Here is a 23482-nt window from a genome sequence, read left to right on the forward strand (position 1 = left end):
CCGGGTCCGACCGGTCCCGGCCACGACCCATTCGGCCCTCCTCGTCTCCATACGCCCCGGTGGATCGTGGTTCCTGAACAAGCTGCGACATCGCGTCCGGGTGAATCGCCGTGAGACGGCTGGAGGTGCCTCCATGAAGCACATCAAAGTGGGAGACCTGATGACCGACGAGGTCGTCTCGGTCGTCTCGCTCACCCCCTTCAAGGAGGTTGCGAAACTGCTCGCCCAGCACAACATCAGTGGACTGCCCGTACTCGACGACGAGGACCGGGTTGTCGGTGTCGTCTCCGAGAGCGACCTGGTGAACCGACAGGCGGCAAGGCATCTGGTCACGGGCGGCGCTCCTGACGCCGATACCACGACCATGACCCCGTCCGGAGCGGAATTCACCGCCGCCGAGGTCATGTCGACGCCGGCGGTGACCGTCCGCGCGGAGGAGAGCGCGCCGGAAGCGGCCCGGCTGATGATGCGCGGTGGCGTGGAGAGGCTTCCGGTCGTGGACGACGAGGACAGACTTGTCGGCATCGTCACACGCCGGGACCTGCTATGCCTCTTTCTGCGACCCGACGCGGAGATACGACGACGCCTCGTCGAGGACGTACTCGTGGGCACCATGGGGCTCGGAGCCGATGTGGTAACCGTCCAGGTCGTGGACGGCGTTGTCACTCTGGAAGGCCGGCTGAAGAGCCGGAGCCAGATCGCGATCCTGACTTGCCTTGCCGAGCGACTCGACGGGGTGGTCGCGGTCGTGAGCCATGTGACCGCACACGTGGATGACCCCGTACCCACCTTCCCGCAGTGAGTCACACACGGACCGTCCGCAGAGCAGTGAGGCCTCGCTGCTGCCATCACCGCTCGCGACGATGCGCCGCAGTGTCTCCTTGAGGATTTCGGAGCGAGGACAAGGACCCGGCCATGGACTATCGCATCACCCACAAGCAGCCCGGGCCCGACCCGAGGCCGCAGCGGGCGCGGACCTCGTCGTCGATCGGCACCCGCGCCGCTCTCCTCCGGGTGCCCGCCTCGGGCCGGTGGCCCATGCCGTCCTGCATCACGCCGCCGCCCCCGTTGCCGTCGCCGCCCACGACCGGCTCCCCTGCACGAAAGGGAAATCGGACCATGATGCACCGCACTGTCGCCGAAGTCATGACCCGGGACGTGGCCACGGCCAGCCCCGAAGCGTCACTCAAGACGGTCGCCTGGAGCCTCGCCTACAACGACGTCTCGGCCCTTCCCGTCGTGGACAGCCACCACCACCCCATCGGCATCGTCTCCGAGGCCGACCTGCTCCGCCGGCAGGCCGGCCTGCCGGAAGCAGAGGGCCGTGACCAATTGCGCGGGACGGCGGCCGTGAACCACCGCACCATGGATGCCCGCACCGCCGGTGATCTCATGTCCACTCCCGTGCTGACGGCCCGGCCCGCGTGGAGCATCGTCGAGACAGCGCGCTTCCTGAACGAGCGGGGCGTCAAACGCCTTCCGGTCATCGATGACACCGGCACGCTCGTGGGCATCGTCAGCCGGTCGGATCTGCTGCGCCCCATGCTCCGCCGCGACGACGCCATACACGAAGAAATCGTCGACGAGGTACTGGGCCGTATTCTCCGGATGACGCCCGGGGGTGTGACAGTGGTCGTTCAGGAAGGAGTCGTCACCCTGAGCGGAAGAGTGGAGGAGCGTTCAACCATTCCGATCATCGAACTCCTGTGCCTCTCCGTGGACGGCGTCGTCAGTGTCGACCAGTCCCTCGAATACGCCGTGGACGATCTGCCGCCGGATCTCGATCCGGCGCGTGACGCCGGCAACCCCTGAGCGCTCATGTCATGGGACGGAAGGAGCCAACCGCTTCTCGCGGTTCCTGATCGTGCGGTGCACGGCCGTCAGCCGCTTCTCCGCATCCTCGCAACGGCTCCTTCCGCCTCTTTCACGAAAGCACCGTTCGTACCGGGCCAACAGGGCCGAACGGCTCCCTGCGCACCCCGTGGGCGTCGTGTCCGAAGCCGTCCTGCTCCGCAGACACGACTCCGGGAGCGGCGCGAACACCGCCGGCGATCTCAGGAGCCACCCGGCGATCACCGCGGCTCCCGAGTGGAGCGCCGTCCGCGTCATGGAGCAGCACAAAGTCAAGAGGCTCCCCGTAGTCGACAGCGAAGGCCGGCTGATCGGGGTCCTGAGCCGCAGAGACCTCGTACAACTCTTCCTGCGCAGGGACCACGCAATCCAGGAGGAGATCCTCGAAGATGTCCTGACGCACACGCTCCGGCTCAGTCCCTCGTCACTGACCCCGCATGGGCCGGTCGGTCCCCACCGGGGCCTGTCGGGCCCATCCCGCCCCAGGGTCGGGGGTGTGATGGTGAAGAGGGCTGGCTGCCACCCGCCGAAAAGGGGCGGCGATGTCCGAGGCGGAATCCCCCGAGATCAGGCCCGAGATTCTCGCCCGGGGCGAACAAGCGCCTATCCGCCCCACGGCAGCAGTCGGCCACTCGCCCGCACTCATCGGGGAACCTGCCATGACCTCCGCCCGGCACACCGTCAACGACGTCATGACGAAGACCGTCGTCACCGTCACCCCCGACGCTGAATTCAAAGAGATCGCTGCCGCCCTGGAACGGTGGAACGTCACCGCCGCGCCTGTCGTCGAAGGCGGGGGCCACGTCGTCGGCGTCGTCTCCGAGGCCGACCTGCTCCCGAAGGAGGAGTTTCACGAGCACGGGCCCGGCATGATGGACCACATGCACCGCCTGGGCGACACCGCCAAGGCCGGCTCGGTCCGGGCGCAGGAGTTGATGACGAGCCCCGCCGTCACGATCGAGCCCGGCGCGTCCCTCCCGCAGGCCGCCCGGCTCATGGCCGACCGGCGCATCAAGCGCCTCCCGGTCGTCGACGCCGATGGCAGCCTCAAGGGCATCGTCAGTCGCGCCGATCTCCTCAAGATCTTCCTGCGTCCCGACGACGACCTGGCCGCCGAGATACGCCGTGAGGTCGTCGACCGGCTGTTCCCCGCCTCGCGCCGAAACGTGAAGGTCAGCGTCACCTGTGGTGTGGCCACGCTCACCGGTCGCGTCCGCGACGCCACCCTGATTCCCGTCGCCGCCCGTCTCGCTCAATCCGTGGAAGGCGTCGTCAGCGTGGACTGCCGGCTCGAAAGCCAGGCATCCGCCTAGACCTCGAAGGCCCGGCGGCATCCGCCGGGACAGGGAACGGGTGCCCCTGCCGAGTAGCCACCCGGATCCGAGCAAGGGACGAACGGCCCATACGTGCGGGGCGGCGATCCGCTTCATGCTGGAGCCATCGAATTCCGTTTTGGACCACGCAGCACGGCCGAGCACTCCTGCGAAAGCACGCATATCGTTCAGAGCAGGCGGACGGGTATACATCGCCGACCAGGCACGGAGGTTCATGTCAACGGCCAGGAGCCTGCTCGACGTGATCCCGCCCGAGAGCCGGGCCCGCTTGCTACGACAAGGCGGCTGCGAACTGCCTCCGGTCCTCGACGCACGCGGTGGACCAGTACGTCGCCGAGGCGGTGGAGCGCCTGTACGGAACACGGAAAATGCTCCTGAGGCCTGAACGGTCCGGAGCATGGGACCGTTCGACCCTGGTGTTTTCCTCTTGTGCGAACTCACCATGACGGGGCGGGACTGCGCAACTCTTGACAGCGAGGAGGGCCACCATGAGCGACGACACGGGGTTCTCGGCGCAGAAACCGATCCGCGTGTTCCTGCTGGACGACCACGAGGTCGTCAGGCGCGGCGTCCAGGATCTGCTCGACGCGGAACCCGACATCGAAGTCGTCGGCGACGCCGGCACTGCCGACCACGCTCTGGCCCGCGGCCCGGCACTCCGCCCCGACGTCGCGATTCTCGATGTGCGACTGCCGGACGGCGACGGGATCACGGTCTGCCGTGAGCTGCGCTCGCGGATGCCGGAACTGGCCTGCCTGATGCTCACCTCGTTCGACGACGACGAAGCACTGCTCGACGCCATCATGGCCGGCGCGGCCGGCTACGTACTCAAGGAGATCAAGGGCTCGGACCTCGTCACCGCCGTCCGCACACTGGCTTCCGGACGCTCGACCCTCGACCCGTCGACCACGGCACGGCTGATGACCAGCCTGCGCGAGGAGGAATCCGGCACCGGCTCCGAGGAGGACGACGCGCTGTCGGAGCTGTCCCCGAGGGAGAAGGACGTCCTCGCACTGATCGGTGAAGGACTGACCAACAGCCAGATCGGCAAGCGTCTCTATCTGTCGGAGAAGACGGTCAAGAACCACATCTCCCGTCTGCTGGCCAAGCTCGGTGTCGAGCGCCGCATCCAGGCGGCCGTCATCGCCGCGCACGCCACGGAACCCTCCCTGCACGGTGCCGGGCACCATCAGGTCTGACCGCACAGCCCCTCGCAGCCACGGCCCCCGAAACACCCCGCGAAGCGTCAGGAGAGTCGCAGCGGCACCCGCCAGCTCAGTCGGGTGCCGCCCCGCGCGGATGTCCCCACGTTCATCTCGCCGCCGAGTCTCTCGGCGCGTCGTGCGAGGTTGTCGAGCCCGCTTCGGAGACCACCGTGCTTGGGCATGCCCACACCGTTGTCGGACACGACCAGGTTCACCGCCCCTTCTCCCACCACCAGCGAGATGTCCGCCGTTGTCGCCCGTGCGTGGCGAGCGACATTGCTCAGCGCCTCTCCGAGGACCGCGATCACCTGGTCGGCGATCTCGGCCGGCACGTCCGTGTCGATGAGCCCTCCCATCCGCAGGGACGGCTGGAAGCCCAGGGTCCGTGCGGCCTGCTCGACCGTGGTCGCCGTCCGGGCACGCAGCCCCTGGCCGGCCCGACCCGAGTCACGGGCGCGGAGTCCGAAGATGGTGGACCGGATGATCTTGATGGTCTCGTCCAGATCGTCCACCGCGCGCAGCAACCGCTCCCTCGCCTGCGGCTGTTCTACGAGCCGCACCACGCTCTGCAGCGTCATCCCGGTGGCGAACAGCCGCTGAATGGCCAGGTCGTGCAGATCCCGGGCGATGCGGTCCCGGTCCTCCAGCAGGGCGATCTGCTCGGCGGACTCGCGCCGTTCGGTGAGCTCCATCGCCAGAGCGGCCTGTCCGGCGAACGCCAGCAGGGGCGCGGTCTCCGAATCGGTGAAGGCGGGACGCTCCCGTACCCGGGCCAGCAACAGCACTCCACGGGTCCGCTCCCCCGTCACCATCGGGACCGCGACAGCGGGGCCGAGGAGCCCCGTCCACCTCGGCGGGCCCCCGGTGATCCTCGGATCGTGTGCGACATCCAGGCTGGTGATCGGCTCGCCCGCGTCCAGGGCAGCGCCGGCGAACGATCCCGCTCGCGGCAGGACCAGACCGCGATGCGTCTCGGCGTCCACCCCGGACGCCAGTGCCACACGGAGGGACTTCCCCTCCGCGGGCAAAGCCAGCACACCGAGATCCGCGGCGAGAATGCGCGAGGAGTGATCCACGATCATCTGCAGGACGTGTGCCACGTCCGCTCCGCTCAGCAGAGCCGCGACGATCTCGCTGTTGGCCTCCTGCCAGCGTTGACGGTCGCGCGTCTCCGCGTACAGACGGGCGTTCTCGATGGCCACTCCCGCCGCCACCGCGAGCGTCGACAGCACGGTTTCGTCCTCGGCGTCGAACACCCGGCCGCCCCGCTTCTCCGTCAGGTACAGATTGCCGAACACCTTGTCGCGGACCCGGATCGGAACCCCCAGGAACGAGTGCATCGGGGGATGGTTCGCCGGAAACCCGTAGGACGACGGATGCTCGGAGAGTTCGACAAGCCGCAACGGCTCGGGGTGACGGATCAGCTCGCCGAGGATGCCATGTCCTTCGGGCAGGGGGCCGATGGCCTCACGCTGCTCCCCCGTGACACCCACCGGCAGGAACTGCGTGAGCCGGGTTCCCTCACCGACCACTCCCAGGGCCCCGTACTCGGCGTCGACCAAGACGACCGCGGACTCGACGATCCGACGCAGCACCTGGGGCAGGTCGAGCCCTCTGCCCACCGACATGACGGCGCCCAGCAGCAGGGCCGCCTCGGCTGGACCCCGCTTCACCGCGTCCAGCCGATCCTGGAGATCGCCCGGCAGCGTGCCCAGCCGACGGTGCACCTCTCCGCAGTGGTCAGATACCTTGTCGCCCACGGTGCCTCCGTCGTGACCCGCGCGTAGCGGGGCGGGCCACACCTTCACGGTAGTAGCCGTACGCCGAGAAGCACCTGGTGGACGGCAACAGGCCCGAACGAGCGTCACGGGTGTCGTTTCAGCTTCAAAGAATTCGCCCGTAAGCCGTTCCTCACCCACGCTGGAATCGAGGAATCCGGCCGAGGGAAGTGATCGGCATGATGTGGTACGACGGTGGCTGGGGCCGGGGCGGCTGGTTCGTCATGACCGTGGTCATGGTGCTGTTCCTCGCACTGGTGATCACCGGCATCGTTGCCCTTGTCTACTACCTGACCAGTGCCCACCGTGGCCACCAGCCCGGCTCGCCTCCTCCCTCCGGCGAGTACGGGTGGGGAGGCAGGCGAGCAGAGGACCTGCTCGCCGAGCGGTTCGCCCGCGGGGAAATCGACGAGGACGAATACAAACGTCGCCTCGCGCTGCTGCGGGAACAGCGGTGAACGCGGACCGCGACGCCGGATGTGGCTGGTCCTGGGCGGTGCCGCCGCGGCGCCGCATGGCATTGCCACGACGGCGCTGTTGGCCACGACTGGCGCATTCCGCAGTCCCCACACCGTCAACCGATACCTCACACACGATGTGATGGTGTTGCCTCTACCGTCTGTGGTCACACCCGCTCACCGTCGTACGCGCGGCATACCCAGACCGATCCATGAGATGATCTCCCGCTGGATCTCATTGTTGCCGCCGCCGAAGGTGAAGATGACCGCGGACCGGTATCCGCGCTCGAGTTCGCCGTGCAGTACGGCGCCCGCCGACCCTTCCTTCAGCGGTCCCGCCGAGCCGACCACCTCCATCAGCCAGGCGTAGGCGTCGCGGCGTGCCTCGGAGCCGTAGACCTTGACGGCGGAGGCGTCCTGCGGGGTGAGGGTTCCATTCTGGACCGCGGACACCATCTGCCAGTTGAGGAGCTTCATGGCGTCGAGCCTGGTGTGGGTGCGGGCCAGGAGGGCGCGGACCCAGCCGAGGTCGATGACCCGGCGGCCGTCGGTGAGCCGGGTGTCCGCCGCCCAGTGCTGGACGTCGTGGAGGGCGCGGATGGCCATGGTGCCGTGGGCGGCGAGGGTGACGCGTTCATGGTTGAGCTGGTTGGTGATGAGCCGCCAGCCCTTGTTCTCGTCGCCGACGCGGCGGGAGACGGGGACGCGGATGTTCTCGTAGTAGCTGGCGGTGGTGTCGTGCGAGGCGAGGGTGTTGATGACGGTGCAGGAATAGCCGGGGTCGCTCGTCGGGACGAGGAGCATGGTGATGCCCTTGTGGGGCGGGGCGTCCGGGTCGGTGCGGACGGCGAGCCAGACCCAGTCGGCCGTGTCTCCGTTGGTCGTCCAGATCTTCTGCCCGTTGACGACATAGTCGTCGCCGTCGCGCACGGCCCGGGTCTTGAGCGCGGCGAGGTCTGTGCCCGCGTCGGGTTCGCTGTATCCGATCGCGAAGTCGATCTCGCCGGCGAGGACCTTCGGCAGGAAGTAGTCCTTCTGTTCGTCGGTACCGAACTGCATGATCGTCGGGCCGACGGTGTTGAGGGCCATCAGCGGCAGCGGAACGCCCGCCTGGGCGGCCTCGTCGAAGAAGATGAACTGTTCCATCGGGGACAGGCCGCGGCCGCCGTACTCCGTCGGCCAGCCGACGCCGAGCCAGCCGTCGGTACCGAGGCGCCGGATCGTCTCGCGGTAGAAGTTCTTCTGCGAGGCGGGGTCGGCGTAGCGCGCGTAGGCGTTGTCGGGCACCAGTCCGGCGAAGTACGTACGCAGTTCGGCGCGCAACTGCTGCTGTTCAGGCGTGTATTCGAGGTGCACGGCCCCTCCAGGAGTCTCGCGGTCGCGTCGCCCGTGTGCGGCGGCGCACACAGTAGAACGTGTTGCAAGAATCCGGAAGGGCCAGGACCTCTCCGGTGGGCGTCAGCGCTTCACGGCGCGCAGGACGACGAACTTCGGGTCGCCCGCGACCGTGATGCAGTTGCCGAAGATCCGGCGCAGCTGGGTGTGGTAGCCGAGATGCCGGTTGCCGACGACCCACAGCTCGCCGCCCTGCCGCAGAGCGGCGCGCGCCCCGTGGAACATGTTGCGGGCCGTTGCGTCGGTGGTGGCCTGGTGGGAGTGGAACGGCGGGTTGTTGAGCACCAGGTCCACACTGGCGGGCGGCAGCTGCGCCGGCCCGTCGCCCACCACGAAGTCGGCCTTGGCGTCCGGGCCGGTGTTGGCCCGGAAGGTCTCCTCGGCGGAGGCGACCGCCTGGTACGACTCGTCGATGAAGGTGACCGTCGCTTCGGGATTGGCGAGCGCGGCGGACAGCCCGACGACGCCGTTTCCGCAGCCGAGGTCGACCACCCGGTCGGGGCCGCTGCGCGCGGGGAGATGGCCGAGGAAGAAGCGGGTGCCGATGTCGAGGCGCTCGGCGCAGAAGATCCCGGCATGGTTGGTGACCGTCCGGCCGGAGACCGGACCGACGCCCTCGGGCAGGTCGTAGCGGTACGGCCAGGGGCTCGGCGTACGGGCCAGGGCCGGGTCCGGGGTGCAGAAGACGAGCCGGGCCTTCTTGACCGCGAGGGAGGTACGGGTGGGGCCGATGATCCGCTCGAAGAGTTTGAGGGTGGAGGTGTGGATCTCCTTGGCCATGCCGGTGCCGATGACGACGGTGCCCGCATGGACGCCCGGCGCGAGCCGGTGGAGCTGGTCCTCCAGGAGCGCGAGGCTCTTCGGGACGCGTACCAGCAGGACGTCGATACGGTCCGGCGGTGTGTCCCTGGCCGACAGGAGACGTACGGCATGCGCGTCCACGCCGTTGCGGTCCAGATTCGCCAGGGTCGCGCGCTGCGCCAGGTAGGAATCGGTGATCTGCACGGGGCGGTGCCCGGCGAGCACTGTGCTCAGGGCGCCCCAGCGGTCGCCCACCACGACCACGGCGCCCGACAGGTCGACCGGCTCCGACTCGTCGGTTCCCTCCAGCCGCCGCAGCAGATACTCATCGGCAGCGTCCCAGGCACGGAACGGGTCGCGCGGGTCCTCGGGAAAGCGGGCGAGGTCGTACCCCGCCCCTGACGTAGTCAAACGGTTCATCGTGCACCCAGGCTAGCCGAGCCGCGGGGAGTGCCCACACACTCCCCGGGCCGGCCGCCGGGCCATGCGCTACGGCAGCGCCTTGTCGATCGCCGCCCGGCCCTCCCGGGCGAGCCTGCGCTCCGCCCACTGAAGATTCTTCGGAGTCAGGTCCCGCCCGGAGGCGAGCACCAGGTCCTCTGCCGACGGATTGTCGCTCCCGCCGGTGTGCAAGAGGCTGTCGGGGGTAACTCCCCGAGCTGCGGATACGGATTCGGGCTCGTCGCTCATGCCGCCTCCTCGTCCTTTCGGTCATTCTCGCGCCGCGCCCGGCTCGCCGCATCCGATACCCGCCCGATCCGCTCCGGGCGCCGCCGACAGGCCCCCACTTGACCTGCACATGATAGATACACAGCGTTCACACCAGGGTGACGGTGCGTGTGGAAGGCTCCCGCTGACCACATACCACACGACCGCCGCGGCGCCACCCCTCACCTTGTGGCGGCTTCGTGGTGCCCGCATTTTCGGAGAGGACACCCCACATGTCCCGTCGTCACCTTCACTACCGGCGCCCCCTGCTGGCGACCCTGGCCGCGTTCGCGGTACTGGCCGGCACCGCGGCCGCCGCGCCCGCCGCCACGCCCCAGGCCACGCCGGTCGCCGCGACACCGCTCGGCGCTCTCGACGACACGTACTACCAGGACGCGCTCGGCAAGTCCGGAACCGCGCTCAAGGGTGCTCTGCACACGATCATCAGCAGCCAGACCAAGATCTCCTACAGCCAGGTCTGGGACGCCCTCAAGAACACGGACGAGGATCCCGCCAACCCCTCGAACGTGATCCTCCTCTACTCCGGGCGCTCCGAGCCCAAGAGCGACAACGGCGGCTCGGTCGGCCAGTGGAACCGCGAGCACGTCTGGGCCAAGTCCCACGGCGACTTCGGCACCACCACCGGCCCCGGCACCGACATCCACCACCTGCGCCCGGAGGATGTCACCGTCAATTCCATCCGCGGCAACAAGGACTTCGACAACGGCGGCAGCGCGGTCAGCGGCGCACCGGGCAGCTACACCGACAGCGACTCCTTCGAACCGCGCGACGCGGTCAAGGGCGATGTGGCCCGCATGATCCTCTACATGGCGGTGCGCTACGAGGGCGACGACGCCTTCCCCGACCTCGAACCCAACGACCGTGTGTCCAACGGCTCCGCACCGTACATCGGCCGCCTCTCGGTACTGAAGGCGTGGAGCCAGGTGGACCCGCCGGACACCTTCGAGAAGCGGCGCAACGACGTCATATTCGACCGGTACCAGCACAACCGGAACCCGTTTATCGATCACCCGGAATGGGTCGAGTCCATCTGGTAGAGGGACAGACCCGGACCAGCTCCTTCCCTGTTTCAGTCGGCCAGGCCGCTCGCGCACCAGGCCACCGCCTCCTCAGGGGAGTCGAAGGGCCGAAGGGCCGTGTGTTCGTCCTGCTCCCCGGTGCCGGGGAGCAGGACGAGGTGGCCCGCCGGGTCGGCCACGGCGGTACGCACTCCGCCTTCCACGAGCCGGCCGAGTCCGCTCTGCAGCACCGCGCGGGCCACCGAGTCGATGCCGGTCACCTGCCGCAGATCCAGCACCGCGGCCCCCGTCTCTGCGGTCGCGCCTCGTCCAAGGCATACAGCACCCGTTCGACCGCGGTGAAGTCGAGAGCGTAGACGAACGGTTTCGACACGGACTGCATGGTGAACGGGGCGTCGGCGTCACCGGTGCTGTAGCAGTGGCCGTCCATGCTGATCAGCGCCAGTCCGAACGCATCCGGGTCCGCCAGCGCCAGTTGTGGGATGTAGTCGGCGAGTTGGCCGTCCCGCAGCCCGGCGAACCGCGTGTGCAGTTCGCGCAGGGCATCGGTGACGGCTTCGGCGGCGCTCACCCGGCCCGGCCGTCAGCTGCGCTCGGCCTGGGCGATCCGGGGGAACGTCTTGACGCCGGCCGCCTTGCGGCTGTTGGCGTGCTGGCTGACGGTCCCACCGGGCGGGACGTCCGCGAAGCCGAGCACCACGGAGTCGAGCACCTTCCCGGACGAGTCGACGAACTCCACCTTGACGGCGTAGAAGGCGGCCTTGTCCGTGCGGTTGGTGACGCGGACGAGGGCGCTGCGGAACTGCTCGGACTTCGCGACCGGCAGTCCCGTCACCGAGACGTCCGTGACCGCGTTGCCCCGTCCCTTGACGCCCGTGAGCTGCTTGGCGGCCTGCTGCCGGTTGCGCTCGGCGGCAGCGGAGACCGAGGCCGCGAATTCCTGCTGGCTACGCGGACTGGCGCTCGCGGACCCGGTCATGGCCGGTTCCGGGGACACCGTACGGGTGCTCCTGGCCGTGCCCTGCGAGGAGGTGCCGGTACCGCCGCAGGCGGCGGTACCGGCGATGATCGACACGGCCAGCACGGCTGGGGTCAGATTGCGGGCTGCGCGGCCGCCGAGGGCGTGCCGCAAGGGGCTGGTCGGGTTCACGGACGCTCCGTCTGCTCGGAAGGGCGTAAGGGAGTTGGAGAGGCAGGGAGAGATGAGGAAAAAAGGGGTGAGGCAGAGACGGTACGGGGAACCGGACCGCCGGGCTCGCCGGTCGGTCAGGCCGCGTCCTCGCCGAAGATCTCGCGCAGCCGCGCCTCGCTCTGCGTGTCCAGGTTGCTGTGCAGCAGTTCGGCGCCGCCGTCGGGCATGGCGTCACTGATCCGCTCGGGCACCTCGTTCACGGTCAGCAGGAACAGGGCCGAAGTCCCGGGCGTCACCTTCTCCTTGACCTCGGCGATGAAGTCGTCGTCGATGCCGACATCGGCCAGCTTGCCGCCCAGCGCCCCGGCCGCCGCACCGATCGCGGCACCCAGCAGCGGCATCAGGAAGATCAGCCCGAAGAGCATTCCCCAGAACGTGCCGCTCAGTGCGCCGGCACCGACGAGGTTGATCAACTGCTTGGTCCTGGGCTTCGCCCGGTCGGCGGGCCAGCTGACCACGGCCGCGTCAAGGATCTTGATCAACCCCTGCTTCTGGAGGGACTTGAGCGTGGTCTCCGCGTTCTCCGCGCCCTCGGCCGACTGGAACTTCCACACGGTGAGCGTGGACATCGCGCGTACCTCCTGAGACCGACAATGAAGAACTCGCCCATATTAGGATCAAAAGGTATGAATTGACTCGTCGAATTCACCCGCTTCACTCGGAAGCGGATGCCAGCCGAGGCCCTGGGAGAGAACGATGGATGCGGACGCCCTGACAACCGGCCTGCTGCAGGAACTGCGGGCGGCCAAGCCCTATCCGGCCGTGTCCCTGACCATGCCGACGCACCGCCGCGCCCCGGACAATGCCCAGGACGCCGTTCGGCTGCGCAACCTGGTGTCCGGGGCCGTCAGCCGGCTGGAAGCGGATCCCGCGGTCACCCGCGAGGCCCGGAACGCCATCAAGGAGCAGCTCGACCGGACAGTCGACGAGGTGGACCCTCGCCGGGCCCTGGACGCCCTGGTCGTCCTCGCCACCGCCGACGAACACCAGATCTGGCAGCTTCCCCGGACCGCACCCGAGCGGGTGGTCCTCAGCGACACCTATCTCACCCGCAACCTGGTCGCGGCGAAGGCCCAGGCCCAGCCGTTCTGGGCGCTCACCGTGTCGGCCGAGCACGCCGCCCTGTGGAGCGGTACGGCGGACGTCCTGCACGAGGAGCAGAGCGGCGGATTCCCGCTGACGGCTCCGAGGGAGGCTCCCAACCCGCAGCGCGAGGAGCGGATCGGCGACACACCGAGCACCTTCAGCGACGAGGAGACGCGCAACTTCCTGCGCACCGCCGACGAGAAGCTGCGCACGGTACTGGCCACGGACCCGCGCCCGCTGTATCTGGTCGGCCTCGCCCCCGCGCTCGCCCTGCTGGACGAGGTCGGAGAGGGCGCCAAATCGGCCGTGGGCCGGGTCACCAAGGGTGTACCGGCCGACATGACACCGGCCGACCTGCTCAAGGAACTGCGGCCGGCGCTCGACGAGCGCCGGCAGCGGTTCGCGGCGGAGATCGACGGCAAACTGGACGAGGCACGCGGCCGTCGCGCCTTCGCCGGTGGTCTCGACGAGGTGTGGGCCGCGGTGCGGGAGGGTCGCGCCGGACTGGTCGCGGTGGAGGAGCACTTCCAGCAGACGGTGCGGGTGACGGACGAGCACCTCGAACCGGTGAGCGGCGAAGCCGCGGACCTCACGGACGGCTCGGTCCGAGAGGACATCGTGGACGAGCTCGTCGAGGCGGCGCTGGACAGCGGCACCGACGTGGTCTTCCTCGCGGACGACTCGCTCGCGGAGTACGGGCGGATCGCTGCGGCCCTGCGCTACTGAACAGGCCGGCAGCACGCCGCTTCGGGCAGGTGGCAGGCATGCGGGCTCCGGGGGCCGCTGGGACACTGGGGAAGGGCCCGATCCGCCCCGGACCGAGTCCCGGGGCGGATCCCAGCGAGAGGAGCGCACCATGCCACGCGGATCCAACCCCAAACGGGAACGACAGTACGAACACATCAAGGAGAGCGCGCAGGAGCGCGGGGTCAGCGAGGAGCGGGCCGAGGAGATCGCGGCCCGCACGGTCAACAAGGAGCGCGCCCGCGCCGGCGAGTCGAGGACCGCAAGCCGTACGTCCATCGAGGACATGTCGTCCTCACGACGCGGCGGTCTGCGCTCCCACAGCGGAGCCGAGGGGCCCACTCGCGACCAGCTCTACGAAGAGGCGAGGAAGAAGAACGTCCACGGACGGTCCCACATGACGAAGGCCCAGCTGGCAAAGGCCGTCGGCCGCTGAGCCCACGTCACGGGGACCGGGGGCGGTGTCAGCCGCTCCAGGTCCAGTCGGCCACCTCGGGCAGGTCCGTGCCGTGTTCACGGATCCAGGCGTGGTGGCGGGTACGGACATCCGCCATCGCCTGGCGCACCGCCACGGCCCGGACGCCGAGGCCGGGTACCCGGTCGATGGCATCCATGACCAGCCGGTATCGGTCCAGGTCATTGCGGACCACCATGTCGAAGGGCGTGGTGGTGGTGCCCTTCTCCTTGTAGCCCCGCACGTGCAGATGGGCATGGCCGGCCCGCCGGTAGGCCAGTCGGTGGATCAGCCACGGGTAGCCGTGGTAAGCGAAGATCACCGGGGTGTTCCTGGTGAATACCGCGTCGTACTCGGAGTCCGGCATTCCGTGCGGGTGCTCCCCTTGGGGCAGCAGCCGCGTCATGTCGACCACATTGACCACCCGTACCGCCAGTTCCGGCAGATGCCTGCGCAGCAGATCGGCTGCCGCCAGAGTCTCCAGCGTGGGTACGTCACCGGCGCAGGCGAGCACCACGTCGGGTTCGCGGCTGCCGTCCTCCGTGCCCGCCCACTCCCACACACCCGCTCCGCGGGCACAGTGCGCCCGGGCCTCGTCCATGGTGAGCCAGTCGAAGCTCGGCTGCTTGCCCGCCACGATCACATTGACGTAGTCCCGGCTGCGCAGTGCGTGGTCGGCGGTGGAGAGCAGGGTGTTGGCGTCCGGCGGCAGATAGACCCGTACGACTTCCGGGCTCTTGTTGAGGATGTGGTCGACGAAGCCGGGGTCCTGATGGGAGAACCCGTTGTGGTCCTGGCGCCATACGTGCGAGGTGAGCAGGTAGTTGAGCGAGGCGATGGGGCGGCGCCAGGCCAGCCCACGGGATGTCCTGAGCCATTTGATGTGCTGGTTGACCATCGAGTCGACGATGTGGGCGAACGCCTCGTAGCAGGAGAAGAGGCCGTGCCGACCGGTGAGGAGGTACCCCTCCAGCCAGCCCTGGCACAGATGCTCGGAGAGCACCTCCATGACACGTCCGTCGCGGGAGAGGTGCTCGTCGGTCGGCAGGATCCGCTCCTGCCATGCCTTGCCGGAGGACTCGTAGAGGGCGTCGAGCCGGTTCGACGCGGTTTCGTCGGGGCCCACGACCCGGAAGTCGCGGCGTTCGGCGGTGGCGGCCATGACGGCCTCCAGCAGACCGCCGAGCACTCGCGTCGGCTCGTGCAGCACGGTGCCGGGCTTGTCGACGTCGACGGCGTGGTCGTCCAGCGGCGGGATGGGCAGATCGCGCAGGAGCAGACCGCCGTTGGCGTACGGGGTCGCGCCGAGCCGGGCGGTGCCTTCGGGCACGCAGTCGAGCACCTGGGCAGTGGGGCGCCCCGACGTGTCGAAGAGTTCCTCCGGCCGGTAGGAGCGCATCCACGCCTCCAGCTGGCGCAGATGTTCGGGGTTGTCCCGGACGCCGGGCAGCGGGACCTGATGGGCGCGCCAGGTGCCTTCGACGGGCGCCCCGTCGACCTCGACCGGGCCGGTCCAGCCCTTGGGGGTGCGCAGCACGATCATCGGCCAGTGCGGGCGCTCGGTGTCGCCGCCGGTACGGGCTGCGGCCTGGAGCTCCCGGATGCGGTCCACGGCCCGGTCCATCGCGGCGGCCATCGCCCGGTGGACGGTGAGGGGGTCGTCGCCGCCGACATACAGGGGGTCGTGCCCGTATCCGCGCAGCAGGGCGTCGAGTTCCGGCTCGGGAAGGCGGGCGAGAACGGTCGGGTTGGCGATCTTGTAGCCGTTGAGGTGGAGGATCGGCAGGACGGCTCCGTCGTGCACCGGGTCGAGAAATTTGTTGGAGTGCCAGGACGCGGCAAGTGGTCCGGTCTCGGCCTCCCCGTCACCGATGACGCAGGTGACGAGCAGGTCCGGGTGGTCGAGGGCGGCACCGTATGCGTGGGTGAGTGCGTAGCCGAGCTCGCCGCCCTCGTGAATCGAGCCGGGAGTCTCCGGTGCCACGTGGCTGGGCACCCCGCCGGGGAAGGAGAACTGTTTGAACAGCAGCCCCATGCCCTGGGCGTCACGGCTGACGTCGGGGTACGTCTCCGAGTAGCTGCCCTCCAGCCAGGAGTTGGCGAGGACGGCGGGTCCGCCGTGGCCGGGACCCCAGACGCACAGGCCCTGGACGCCGCGGGACTTGATGACGCGGTTGAGATGGGTGTGGACCAGGTTCAGTCCGGGTGAAGTTCCCCAGTGGCCGAGCAGGCGCGGCTTGATGTGCTCCCGGGTGAGCGGCCGGGTCAGGAGCGGGTTGGCCATCAGATAGATCTGCCCCACGGCCAGATAGTTGGCGGCACGCCAGTGCGCGTCGAGGGCCGCGATCTCTTCGTCGGAGGGGCTGGGCGTCACTGCCGGGTGGGCGGCATGACTCATGTTGTGTCTCCTAGGACGTGGCGTCGACGGGATCGGGGCCGTACCAGACCGTGGTCGCGTTGCAGAATTCGCGGATGCCGTGCCCGGAGAGTTCGCGTCCGTAGCCGGAGCGCTTCACGCCGCCGAAGGGCAGCGCGGGATGGGACGCCGTCATGCCGTTGAAGAAGACACCACCTGCCTCCAGATCGCGCACACAGCGACGGGCCTCGTCCGCGTCGCGGGTCCATACGTTGGAGCTGAGCCCGAAGGGGCTGTCGTTGGCGAGCGCCATGGCTTCGTCCAGCCCTTCGACGCGGTAGAGCGTGGCGACGGGGCCGAAGGTCTCCTCGCGGTGGATGCGCATGCCGGTCGTGATCCCGGTGAGGACAGTGGGTGCGTAGAACCAGCCCCGCTCCAGCTCCGGGCCCAGGTCGTCGGGCCGGCCGCCTCCGCAGAGCACGCTCGCGCCCTGCCGTACCGCGTCCTCCACCAGCTCCTCCAGGTCTGCGCGGCCCTGTTCGCTGGAGAGCGGTCCGACGTCGGTGGATTCCTGCAGCGGGTCGCCGACCGTCAGATCACGCATACCCACGGTGAACCGCTCGGCGAACTCGTCGTACACCTCCGTGTGCACGATGAACCGTTTGGCGGCGATGCAGGACTGGCCATTGTTCTGCACGCGGGCGGTCACAGCGGTCCGGGCGGCCCTGGCGACGTCCGCCGACGGCATGACGAGATACGGGTCGCTGCCGCCCAGTTCCAGCACGGTGTGCTTCACCTCGTCGCCGGCGATCGACGCGACCGAGCGGCCGGCCGGCTCGCTGCCGGTGAGGGTGGCAGCGGCGACCCGGGGATCGCGGAGGATCGACTCGACCGCTCCGGATCCCACCAGCAGTGTCTGGAAGCATCCCGCAGGGAATCCGGCCCGGCGGAACAGGCCCTCCAGATACATCGCCGTCTGCGGGACGTTCGACGCGTGCTTGAGCAGACCGACGTTCCCGGCCATCAGCGCGGGGGCGGCGAATCGTACGACCTGCCAGAGCGGGAAGTTCCACGGCATCACGGCAAGGACGGCGCCCAGTGGGCGGTAGTGGACATAGGCCCTGGAGGCACCGGAGTCCTGCACATCGTCCGGTGGCGGATGCTCGTCCGCGAGCAGTTCTTCGGCGTGGGCCGCGTACCAGCGCATCGCCTTCACACACTTGGCGGCCTCCGCTCGGGCCGCTTTGACGGGCTTGCCCATTTCGGTGGTCATGGTGCGCGCGATGTCCTGCACGTCCTCGTCGAGAAGACCGGCGGCCCGGTTCAGCAGGCCCGCCCGCTCGTCGAATCCGGTGGTGCGGTACTGCCGGAACGCGGTGTCGGCGGCGTCGAGCTTCTGCTCGATCTCCGCCTCTCCCAGTGCGTCGAACGTTCTGAGCGTCTCGCCGTTCGCGGGGTTGACCGTCGCGATGGGCATGACTGCGGCCTCCTTGCCTCGGTACTTCGACCGTGCAGCGCCGCGCGCCGTGCCGCAACGCGGGCCCTGCCGGGCGGATACCCGACCGGCGCGGACCATGCGTGCGGTGTGCACGCCGTCCGCGCCGGGAGGTGAGGCGTTCAACGGGTACGGAGGCCGGCAGTACCGGTCCTGGTGGCCCGGCTCAGACGAGAGCGGGGGCGGAGTCGGACGCCGTCGCGGTTTCGGGAACGGGGTCCGCAACGGCGACGGGCGGACGACGGAACTCGCCCGCACCGGGCAGCGGCGGCAGCGGCACCAGGTCGACGGTGCGCGGCTCCTTCGCGTACCGGGTGAACCAGACAACTTTGCCGTCGGCCGTGCGGCAGGTGCCCCAGCTGTCGCTCAGGGCCATGACGCGGCTGAGACCACCGCCGCCGGTGCTGAGCAGCCGCGGCATCTCGGAGCCGTTGTCGGCGACGGAGACCGTGAGATGCCGCCCGGACCAGCGGAGTTCGACGACACAGTTGTTGTCGTCACCGACATGCCGGTGGACGTTGGTCAGCAACTCCTCCACACCTCGGCACACCGGCCGGATATGAAGTTCGAGACTCCAATGGCGGAGGTGCGCGGCGATTATCCGCCGCAGCTGCGAAACACGCTCTGCCGAAACCTGGAGTTCGACCAGATAGTGCCGGTCGAATTGAACGGTCATCGTCGAGGCTCCTCAGATCGAGGCCCACTGACTTCGCCCCATTGAACCAACGACCCCCCGAATACGAAGAGTGAGCAGATGCCACTTCTGGGTCACTCAACAGAGTGACCCAGCAGACCCGGGTGCGCAACACGGAGGCCGACAGGTCTGCCATACAACCAGCATCTGCCCAGGTCAGAGCAGATACGGCAGGAGCGTGTCCGGGGTGAGCGGAAGGCTGCGCAGCCGGACGCCGGTGGCGTGCCGGACAGCGTTGCCGACGGCCGCCGCGGCGCCGACGATGCCGATCTCGCCGATGCCCTTGCTGCCCATCGGGTTGAGATGCGGGTCGCCCTCGTCGATCCAGTACACCTCGATCTCCGGTACGTCGGCGCAGACCGGCACATGGTAGGAGGCGAGATCGCACTCGGTGAAGTCGCCGAAGACGGGGTCCATGGTGCTGCCCTCGGTCAGGGCCATGCCGATCCCCATGGTCATCCCTCCGATGAACTGGGAGCGTGCGGTACGGGGGTTGAGGATGTGACCGGCGGCGAAGACACCGAGCATCCGGCGCACCCGCACTTCTCCGGTGCGGGAGTCGACAGCGACTTCGGCGAATTGAGCACCGAACGCATGTCGTGCGTACGGAGACTCCTCGGAGGTCTCCTGCCCGGTGTCCGCGAAGATCGTCAGTCCCTCGGCGGGCAGTGGGCCGGTGCGCTCGCGCAGCTGCCGCAGGAGGGCAGTGGAAGCCTTGTGCACGGACCAGCCCCAGGAGGCCGTGCCCGAGGAGCCGCCGGCCAACGGGGCGTCGGGCAGTTCGCTGCTGCCGATGTCGATCCGGACGTTCTCCACCGGGGTGTCCAGTACGGAGGCCGCGATCTGCGCGAGTACGGTGCGGGCGCCGGTGCCGATGTCGGTGGCGTTGACCTGGATGCGGTACGAGCCGTCGGGGGCCGCGTGTGCAGAGGCGCTTGAGCCGGCGATGTACACGGGATACGTGGCGGACGCGACGCCCGTACCGATCAGCAGCGGACCCTCTTCGCGGACCGCGGGACGCGGATCGCGGTCGTACCAGCCGAAGCGTGCGGCACCCTCCTCCAGACAGGCGGCGAGGCCCCGGCTGCTGAACGGGCGGCCCGAGTCGGGGTCGTCGGCCGGATCGTTGCGCAGGCGCAGTTCGACGGGGTCGATGCCGAGGGCCGTGGCGAGTTCGTCCATGGCGGATTCCAGGGCGTACATGCCCGGGGCTTCGCCCGGTGCGCGCATCCAGGAGGGGCTCGGCACGTCCAGGGCGGTCACACGATGGGCGGTACGGCTGTGAGCCGACCCGTACATGATGCGGGCCGGAACGGCCGCCTGCTCGACGAACTCCTTGACGGTGGAGGTCTGGGTGATGACCTCGTGGGAGACCGAGGTGAGGGTACCGTCGAGTTCGGCACCGAGCCGGAGCCGCTGCACGGTGGGCGGGCGGTGGCCGACCACGGCAGCCAACTGGCGCCGGGGCAGGGCTACCTTGACGGGGCGTCCGGTGTGGCGCGCGGCCATGGCCGCCAGGACGGCCTGCGGGCGTGTGGTGCCTTTGCAGCCGAAGCCGCCCCCGACGTGTTCGGAGACCACGGTGACCTGCTGCGGCCGGATCCCGAAGGCGGTGGCGAGGCTCTCTCGGACCGTGGTGGAGCCCTGATTCGAGTCGTGGACGTGCAGGTGCCCGTCCTCCGCCCACTGCGCGGTGGAGGCGTGTGGCTCCATGGGGTGGTTGTGCAGGGCGCCGATGGAGTACGTGGCGTCGACCTGTACGGGTGCCATGGCGAAGGCCCTGTCGGCGTCGCCGCGTTCGCGGACGGCGGGGTACTCGCCGTTGACGGTTTCCGGCGTGTACAGGCCGGGGTGGTTCTCGGACAGGAGGACATCGTGCTCGATGGCCTCGTACGCGATCCGCAGTGCCTCGGCCCCGGCACGGGCCTGGTCGAACGTGTCGGCCACCACGAGCGCGATGTACCAGCCCCGGTGCGGGACCCGGTCGCCCTGGAGGACGGCGAGGATCGGGTCGTCGGGCTGCTTCAGCCGCGGGGCGTTGTCGTGGCTGAGGACGGCGTGCACGCCCGGCAGGGCCAGCGCCTCGCCGGTGTGGACGGCACTGACGCGGCCGCGGGCGATGGTGGCGGGGACGGGCCAGCCGTACAGACAGCCCGGCGGGGTGTGCTCGGCGGCGTAACGGGCGGTGCCCGTGACCTTGTCCCGGCCCTCGCGGCGTGCGATGGGGGTGCCCAGGGGTGGAGTGGCCTGGCTCATGACGGGGTCCTCACGTCTACGGGTCGGCGTTTGTGCGGTTGCTCAGCTGTCAGCGGCGAGTTCGGCCAGCGCGTCGACGGCCAGACTGCGGGCGAGACCCACCTTGAACGCGTTGTCGCGCAGCGGCCGGGCCGCGGCGAGTTCGGCGTCCACGGCCCGTTCGAAGGTCTCGTCGGTCGCCGGTGCGCCCCGGAGTGCGTCTTCTGCGGCGTGTGCGCGCCAGGGCCGGTGGGCAAGCCCGCCGAAGGCCAGCGCCGCATGCTCGATCCGGCCGCCGCGGACGCTCAGTACCGCGGCGACGGACGCGAGGGCGAAGGCGAACGAGGCGCGGTCGCGGGCCTTTCGGTAGAGGGAACCGGAGCCGTCCGGGCGCGGTGGCAGGACCACCTCGGTGATGAGCTCGCCGACCCGGATCTCGGTGTCCCGGTGGGGGGTGTCACCCGGCAGCCGGTGGAATTCGGTGGCGGGTACGGTCCGTTCGCCGTCCGGCCCGTGCAGCTGGACGGTGGCGTCGAGCGCGGACAGGGCCACCGCCATGTCGGACGGGTGCGTGGCGACGCAGTGCTCGGAGTGGCCGAGTACGGCGAGATCGCGATGGGCGCCTTCGAGGGCGGGGCAGCCGGTGCCGGGTTCCCGCTTGTTGCAGGGCTTGGAGGTGTCCTGGAAGTAGAGGCACCGGGTGCGCTGCAGCAGGTTGCCGCCCGTCGTGGCGGTGTTGCGGAGCTGCCCGGATGCGCCGGACAGCAGTGCCTGCGACAGGACGGGGTAGCGGGTGCGTACAGCGGGATGGGCGGCCAGGTCGCTGTTGCGTACGGTCGCGCCGATGCGCAGTCCGCCGTCGTCGGTGTCACCCACCTGGTCCAGGGGCAGTCGGCTGATGTCGATGAGCAGGTGGGGGGTTTCCACTCCGAGCTTCATCAGGTCGACGAGGTTGGTGCCGCCGCCGAGGAATCCGGCGCCTGGGTGGGCGGAGCTCTCCCGGACCGCTTCGGCGGTGGACCGGGCGCGGAGGTAGGCGAATGGTTTCACGGCGCCACGTCCTCGATCGCCTCGACGATACGGGGGTAGGCGCCGCAGCGGCACAGGTTGCCGCTCATCCGCTCGCGGATCTCGGGGGTGTCGAGCGGCGCCGGGGTGGATACGGGTGCGGTGCGAGCGGTGACATGGGACGGGAAGCCGTCCGCCGCCTCGCCGAGCATGCCGACCGCCGAGCAGATCTGGCCGGGTGTGCAGTAGCCGCACTGCAGGGCGTCGCGGTCCAGGAAGGCTTCCTGGACGGGGTGGAGCCGGTCGCCGTCGGCGAGGCCCTCGACGGTGGTGATGCGGGCGCCGTCGTGGGCGACGGCGAGCAGCAGGCAGCTGTTGGCGCGCCGTCCGTCGACGATGACGGTGCATGCCCCGCACTGTCCGTGGTCGCAGCCCTTCTTCGCGCCGGTGAGGCCGAGGTTTTCGCGGAGCGCGTCCAGGACCGTGGTGCGGTGATCGAGCGTCAGGGTCTGCTCGGTTCCGTTGATGTGCAGTGTCAGGGTGGAACGGTCGCCGGTTGCTCCCGGCTGTTGCGCACCGTCGTCCCGCCCGCGAGAGGGGTCCACTCACTCGCACCTTTCAGGGGTGGCCTTTTGTCCACTTTCTATCAGATATGTATTACCTTCCTGCTTCATTGCTCCGTCGCCGGGCCGTGACCTGTCGGCCTCTCGGCTCTCTCGGCTCTCCCGGCTTCTCAGCTCTCCCGGCTTTTCAGGCGGAGGCGTACCTCTTCCTCCTGGTCTCCGGAAACCGTCCCGACGACCCGTACGTCGAAGGCATGCGCCAGGCTCCGCCGGAGCCGTTCGACCGCCCAGTAGCCGCCCTGCACATCGATCGACACGGGTCCGCCGAGTGAGACCGGCCCCGAGACCACCCTCTCCTCGGTGACATCGACGGTCGCCACCCATGCGGTGGGGCGCCTTTCCGCGAGTTTCTTCGGTACGTCGGCCGAGGCCCGGTCGGTGGTGAAGGCGGCCCGCAGCGCGTCGAAGACCATCCGCGCGTCGCCCGTATCGCACCCGCAGATGACGACAGACACGTCTTCGACGTGCAGGTTCTCCTCCGTCTGCTTCTCCTTGATGCTGTTCACCGCGGTTCCTTCCGCTCGGCGTTGTGTGGCGCGTCCCCGCGCTGGGGGCCGACGGCGCAGACGGGGTCCTCGGTGGAGGCGATGCCTGCCGCGAAGATCCCGAAGCGTGCGCACGCCGAACCGGCGAGCACGGCGAGCCCGGCCCCGACGGCGGCCGGTCGGCCGCGGCCGCCGAAGAGCGCCGCACCCACCCCGCCGGAACCATCCCCGGACCGGCCGTCGGCTGAGCGGATTCGGCACTCCCATCGCTTCCCTCCAGCGATTCGAGGATTCGATCCTCTCCAGGCTCGCCCCACGGCTGGGTGACGGCGACACGAAGCCGTCGGCGAGCGGATGGTCCAGGCGCCGAGGACCCCCTCCGATCGCCCCTCGTGGGACCGAAACACTTTTAGGTTTATATCCACTTAAAACATGAATTCACAGTCATTGCCGAGTGATGCCTCCGCCTCGGGGTATCCGGGAGGCATGGACGTAGTCGAACGGAGACCTCAGTGCGCTGGCCCTCACCCTCGCCGACGG

Annotated in this window: 23 protein-coding genes and 3 pseudogenes; 10 read left to right on the plus strand and 16 right to left on the minus strand. The window is 69.3% G+C overall.

Going from position 1 to position 23482, the window contains the following annotated elements; genetic code table 11:
- The first annotated feature begins 133 nt into the window (after window positions 1–133).
- From GA0115254_RS24025 to GA0115254_RS24045, 6 genes and pseudogenes are all read left to right on the plus strand, one after another.
- Window positions 134–802, plus strand: a complete 669-nt coding sequence (locus GA0115254_RS24025) for a CBS domain-containing protein (protein ID WP_093897350.1) — start codon at window positions 134–136, stop codon at window positions 800–802.
- Window positions 803–863: 61 nt separating this feature from the next.
- A pseudogene (locus GA0115254_RS47740) lies at window positions 864–1088 on the plus strand (universal stress protein); the annotation flags it as partial.
- A 31-nt stretch (window positions 1089–1119) separates the two neighbouring features.
- A complete protein-coding gene (locus GA0115254_RS24030; protein WP_093897351.1) occupies window positions 1120–1812 on the plus strand; it encodes a CBS domain-containing protein in 693 nt (230 codons plus the stop codon).
- Window positions 1813–1978: 166 nt separating this feature from the next.
- Window positions 1979–2284, plus strand: a pseudogene (locus tag GA0115254_RS46410) (CBS domain-containing protein); the annotation flags it as partial.
- A gap of 226 nt (window positions 2285–2510) precedes the next feature.
- Window positions 2511–3164, plus strand: a complete 654-nt coding sequence (locus GA0115254_RS24040) for a CBS domain-containing protein (RefSeq protein ID WP_093897352.1) — start codon at window positions 2511–2513, stop codon at window positions 3162–3164.
- Window positions 3165–3673: 509 nt separating this feature from the next.
- Complete coding sequence (locus tag GA0115254_RS24045) at window positions 3674–4384, plus strand: response regulator (RefSeq protein ID WP_093897353.1); 711 nt, start codon at window positions 3674–3676, stop codon at window positions 4382–4384.
- 47 nt (window positions 4385–4431) lie between these two features.
- On the opposite strand, the gene GA0115254_RS24050 is transcribed toward GA0115254_RS24045, so the two are convergent.
- Entirely contained in the window at window positions 4432–6150 is a 1719-nt protein-coding gene (locus tag GA0115254_RS24050; protein WP_370740935.1) for a sensor histidine kinase, read from the minus strand.
- 197 nt (window positions 6151–6347) lie between these two features.
- On the opposite strand from GA0115254_RS24050, the gene GA0115254_RS24055 reads away from it, so the two are divergent.
- The gene (locus GA0115254_RS24055; protein WP_093897373.1) at window positions 6348–6626 is read left to right on the plus strand and encodes an SHOCT domain-containing protein; all 279 of its coding nucleotides are present in this window, start codon (window positions 6348–6350) and stop codon (window positions 6624–6626) included.
- Between the two features lie 177 nt (window positions 6627–6803).
- On the opposite strand, the gene GA0115254_RS24060 is transcribed toward GA0115254_RS24055, so the two are convergent.
- The 3 genes from GA0115254_RS24060 to GA0115254_RS24070 all read right to left on the minus strand — a co-directional run bounded on the left by GA0115254_RS24060 (window position 6804) and on the right by GA0115254_RS24070 (window position 9512).
- Complete coding sequence (locus GA0115254_RS24060; protein WP_093897354.1) at window positions 6804–7982, minus strand: acyl-CoA dehydrogenase family protein; 1179 nt, start codon at window positions 7980–7982, stop codon at window positions 6804–6806.
- Window positions 7983–8084: 102 nt separating this feature from the next.
- Complete coding sequence (locus GA0115254_RS24065; protein WP_093897355.1) at window positions 8085–9242, minus strand: methyltransferase; 1158 nt, start codon at window positions 9240–9242, stop codon at window positions 8085–8087.
- Window positions 9243–9311: 69 nt separating this feature from the next.
- On the minus strand, window positions 9312–9512 hold the full coding sequence (locus tag GA0115254_RS24070; protein WP_093897356.1) for a hypothetical protein: 201 nt from the start codon (window positions 9510–9512) through the stop codon (window positions 9312–9314).
- A gap of 251 nt (window positions 9513–9763) precedes the next feature.
- Between GA0115254_RS24070 and GA0115254_RS24075 the strand changes: the two genes are divergently transcribed.
- On the plus strand, window positions 9764–10588 hold the full coding sequence (locus GA0115254_RS24075) for an endonuclease I family protein (protein ID WP_093897357.1): 825 nt from the start codon (window positions 9764–9766) through the stop codon (window positions 10586–10588).
- Window positions 10589–10620: 32 nt separating this feature from the next.
- Here the strand turns inward: GA0115254_RS24075 and GA0115254_RS24080 are convergent, their stop codons facing one another.
- From GA0115254_RS24080 to GA0115254_RS24095, 4 genes and pseudogenes are all read right to left on the minus strand, one after another.
- Window positions 10621–10848: a hypothetical protein gene (locus GA0115254_RS24080; RefSeq protein WP_093897358.1), complete on the minus strand. Its 228-nt coding sequence runs from the start codon at window positions 10846–10848 to the stop codon at window positions 10621–10623.
- A gap of 53 nt (window positions 10849–10901) precedes the next feature.
- Window positions 10902–11141, minus strand: a pseudogene (locus GA0115254_RS24085) (glutaminase); the annotation flags it as partial.
- 12 nt (window positions 11142–11153) lie between these two features.
- On the minus strand, window positions 11154–11720 hold the full coding sequence (locus GA0115254_RS24090) for a hypothetical protein (protein ID WP_176740263.1): 567 nt from the start codon (window positions 11718–11720) through the stop codon (window positions 11154–11156).
- 116 nt (window positions 11721–11836) lie between these two features.
- Window positions 11837–12331, minus strand: a complete 495-nt coding sequence (locus tag GA0115254_RS24095) for a DUF1269 domain-containing protein (RefSeq protein ID WP_093897360.1) — start codon at window positions 12329–12331, stop codon at window positions 11837–11839.
- Between the two features lie 127 nt (window positions 12332–12458).
- On the opposite strand from GA0115254_RS24095, the gene GA0115254_RS24100 reads away from it, so the two are divergent.
- On the plus strand, window positions 12459–13574 hold the full coding sequence (locus GA0115254_RS24100; protein ID WP_093897361.1) for a baeRF3 domain-containing protein: 1116 nt from the start codon (window positions 12459–12461) through the stop codon (window positions 13572–13574).
- Between the two features lie 130 nt (window positions 13575–13704).
- Window positions 13705–14028 carry a plasmid stabilization protein gene (locus GA0115254_RS24105; protein WP_093897362.1) on the plus strand — a complete coding sequence of 108 codons (324 nt, stop codon included), beginning with the start codon at window positions 13705–13707 and terminating at the stop codon, window positions 14026–14028.
- A gap of 28 nt (window positions 14029–14056) precedes the next feature.
- Here the strand turns inward: GA0115254_RS24105 and GA0115254_RS24110 are convergent, their stop codons facing one another.
- The 8 genes from GA0115254_RS24110 to GA0115254_RS24145 form a co-directional block, all read right to left on the minus strand.
- On the minus strand, window positions 14057–16444 hold the full coding sequence (locus GA0115254_RS24110) for a phosphoketolase family protein (RefSeq protein WP_093897363.1): 2388 nt from the start codon (window positions 16442–16444) through the stop codon (window positions 14057–14059).
- 10 nt (window positions 16445–16454) lie between these two features.
- Complete coding sequence (locus GA0115254_RS24115) at window positions 16455–17879, minus strand: NADP-dependent succinic semialdehyde dehydrogenase (protein WP_093897364.1); 1425 nt, start codon at window positions 17877–17879, stop codon at window positions 16455–16457.
- A gap of 184 nt (window positions 17880–18063) precedes the next feature.
- Window positions 18064–18573 carry an ATP-binding protein gene (locus GA0115254_RS24120; RefSeq protein WP_093897365.1) on the minus strand — a complete coding sequence of 170 codons (510 nt, stop codon included), beginning with the start codon at window positions 18571–18573 and terminating at the stop codon, window positions 18064–18066.
- Window positions 18574–18747: 174 nt separating this feature from the next.
- On the minus strand, window positions 18748–20847 hold the full coding sequence (locus GA0115254_RS24125) for a xanthine dehydrogenase family protein molybdopterin-binding subunit (protein WP_093897366.1): 2100 nt from the start codon (window positions 20845–20847) through the stop codon (window positions 18748–18750).
- A 42-nt stretch (window positions 20848–20889) separates the two neighbouring features.
- The gene (locus GA0115254_RS24130; protein ID WP_093897367.1) at window positions 20890–21876 is read right to left on the minus strand and encodes an FAD binding domain-containing protein; all 987 of its coding nucleotides are present in this window, start codon (window positions 21874–21876) and stop codon (window positions 20890–20892) included.
- Entirely contained in the window at window positions 21873–22439 is a 567-nt protein-coding gene (locus GA0115254_RS24135) for a 2Fe-2S iron-sulfur cluster-binding protein (protein WP_093897368.1), read from the minus strand. Before GA0115254_RS24135 ends, GA0115254_RS24130 begins: the two co-directional genes overlap by 4 nt.
- A 128-nt stretch (window positions 22440–22567) precedes the next feature.
- Window positions 22568–22963, minus strand: a complete 396-nt coding sequence (locus GA0115254_RS24140) for a hypothetical protein (RefSeq protein WP_093897369.1) — start codon at window positions 22961–22963, stop codon at window positions 22568–22570.
- Window positions 22960–23154, minus strand: a complete 195-nt coding sequence (locus GA0115254_RS24145) for a hypothetical protein (RefSeq protein WP_093897370.1) — start codon at window positions 23152–23154, stop codon at window positions 22960–22962. Before GA0115254_RS24145 ends, GA0115254_RS24140 begins: the two co-directional genes overlap by 4 nt.
- Window positions 23155–23482: the final 328 nt, after the last annotated feature.

Origin of the sequence: Streptomyces sp. Ncost-T10-10d, assembly GCF_900091955.1 — a bacterium.
Taxonomy (GTDB): Bacteria; Actinomycetota; Actinomycetes; order Streptomycetales; family Streptomycetaceae; genus Streptomyces.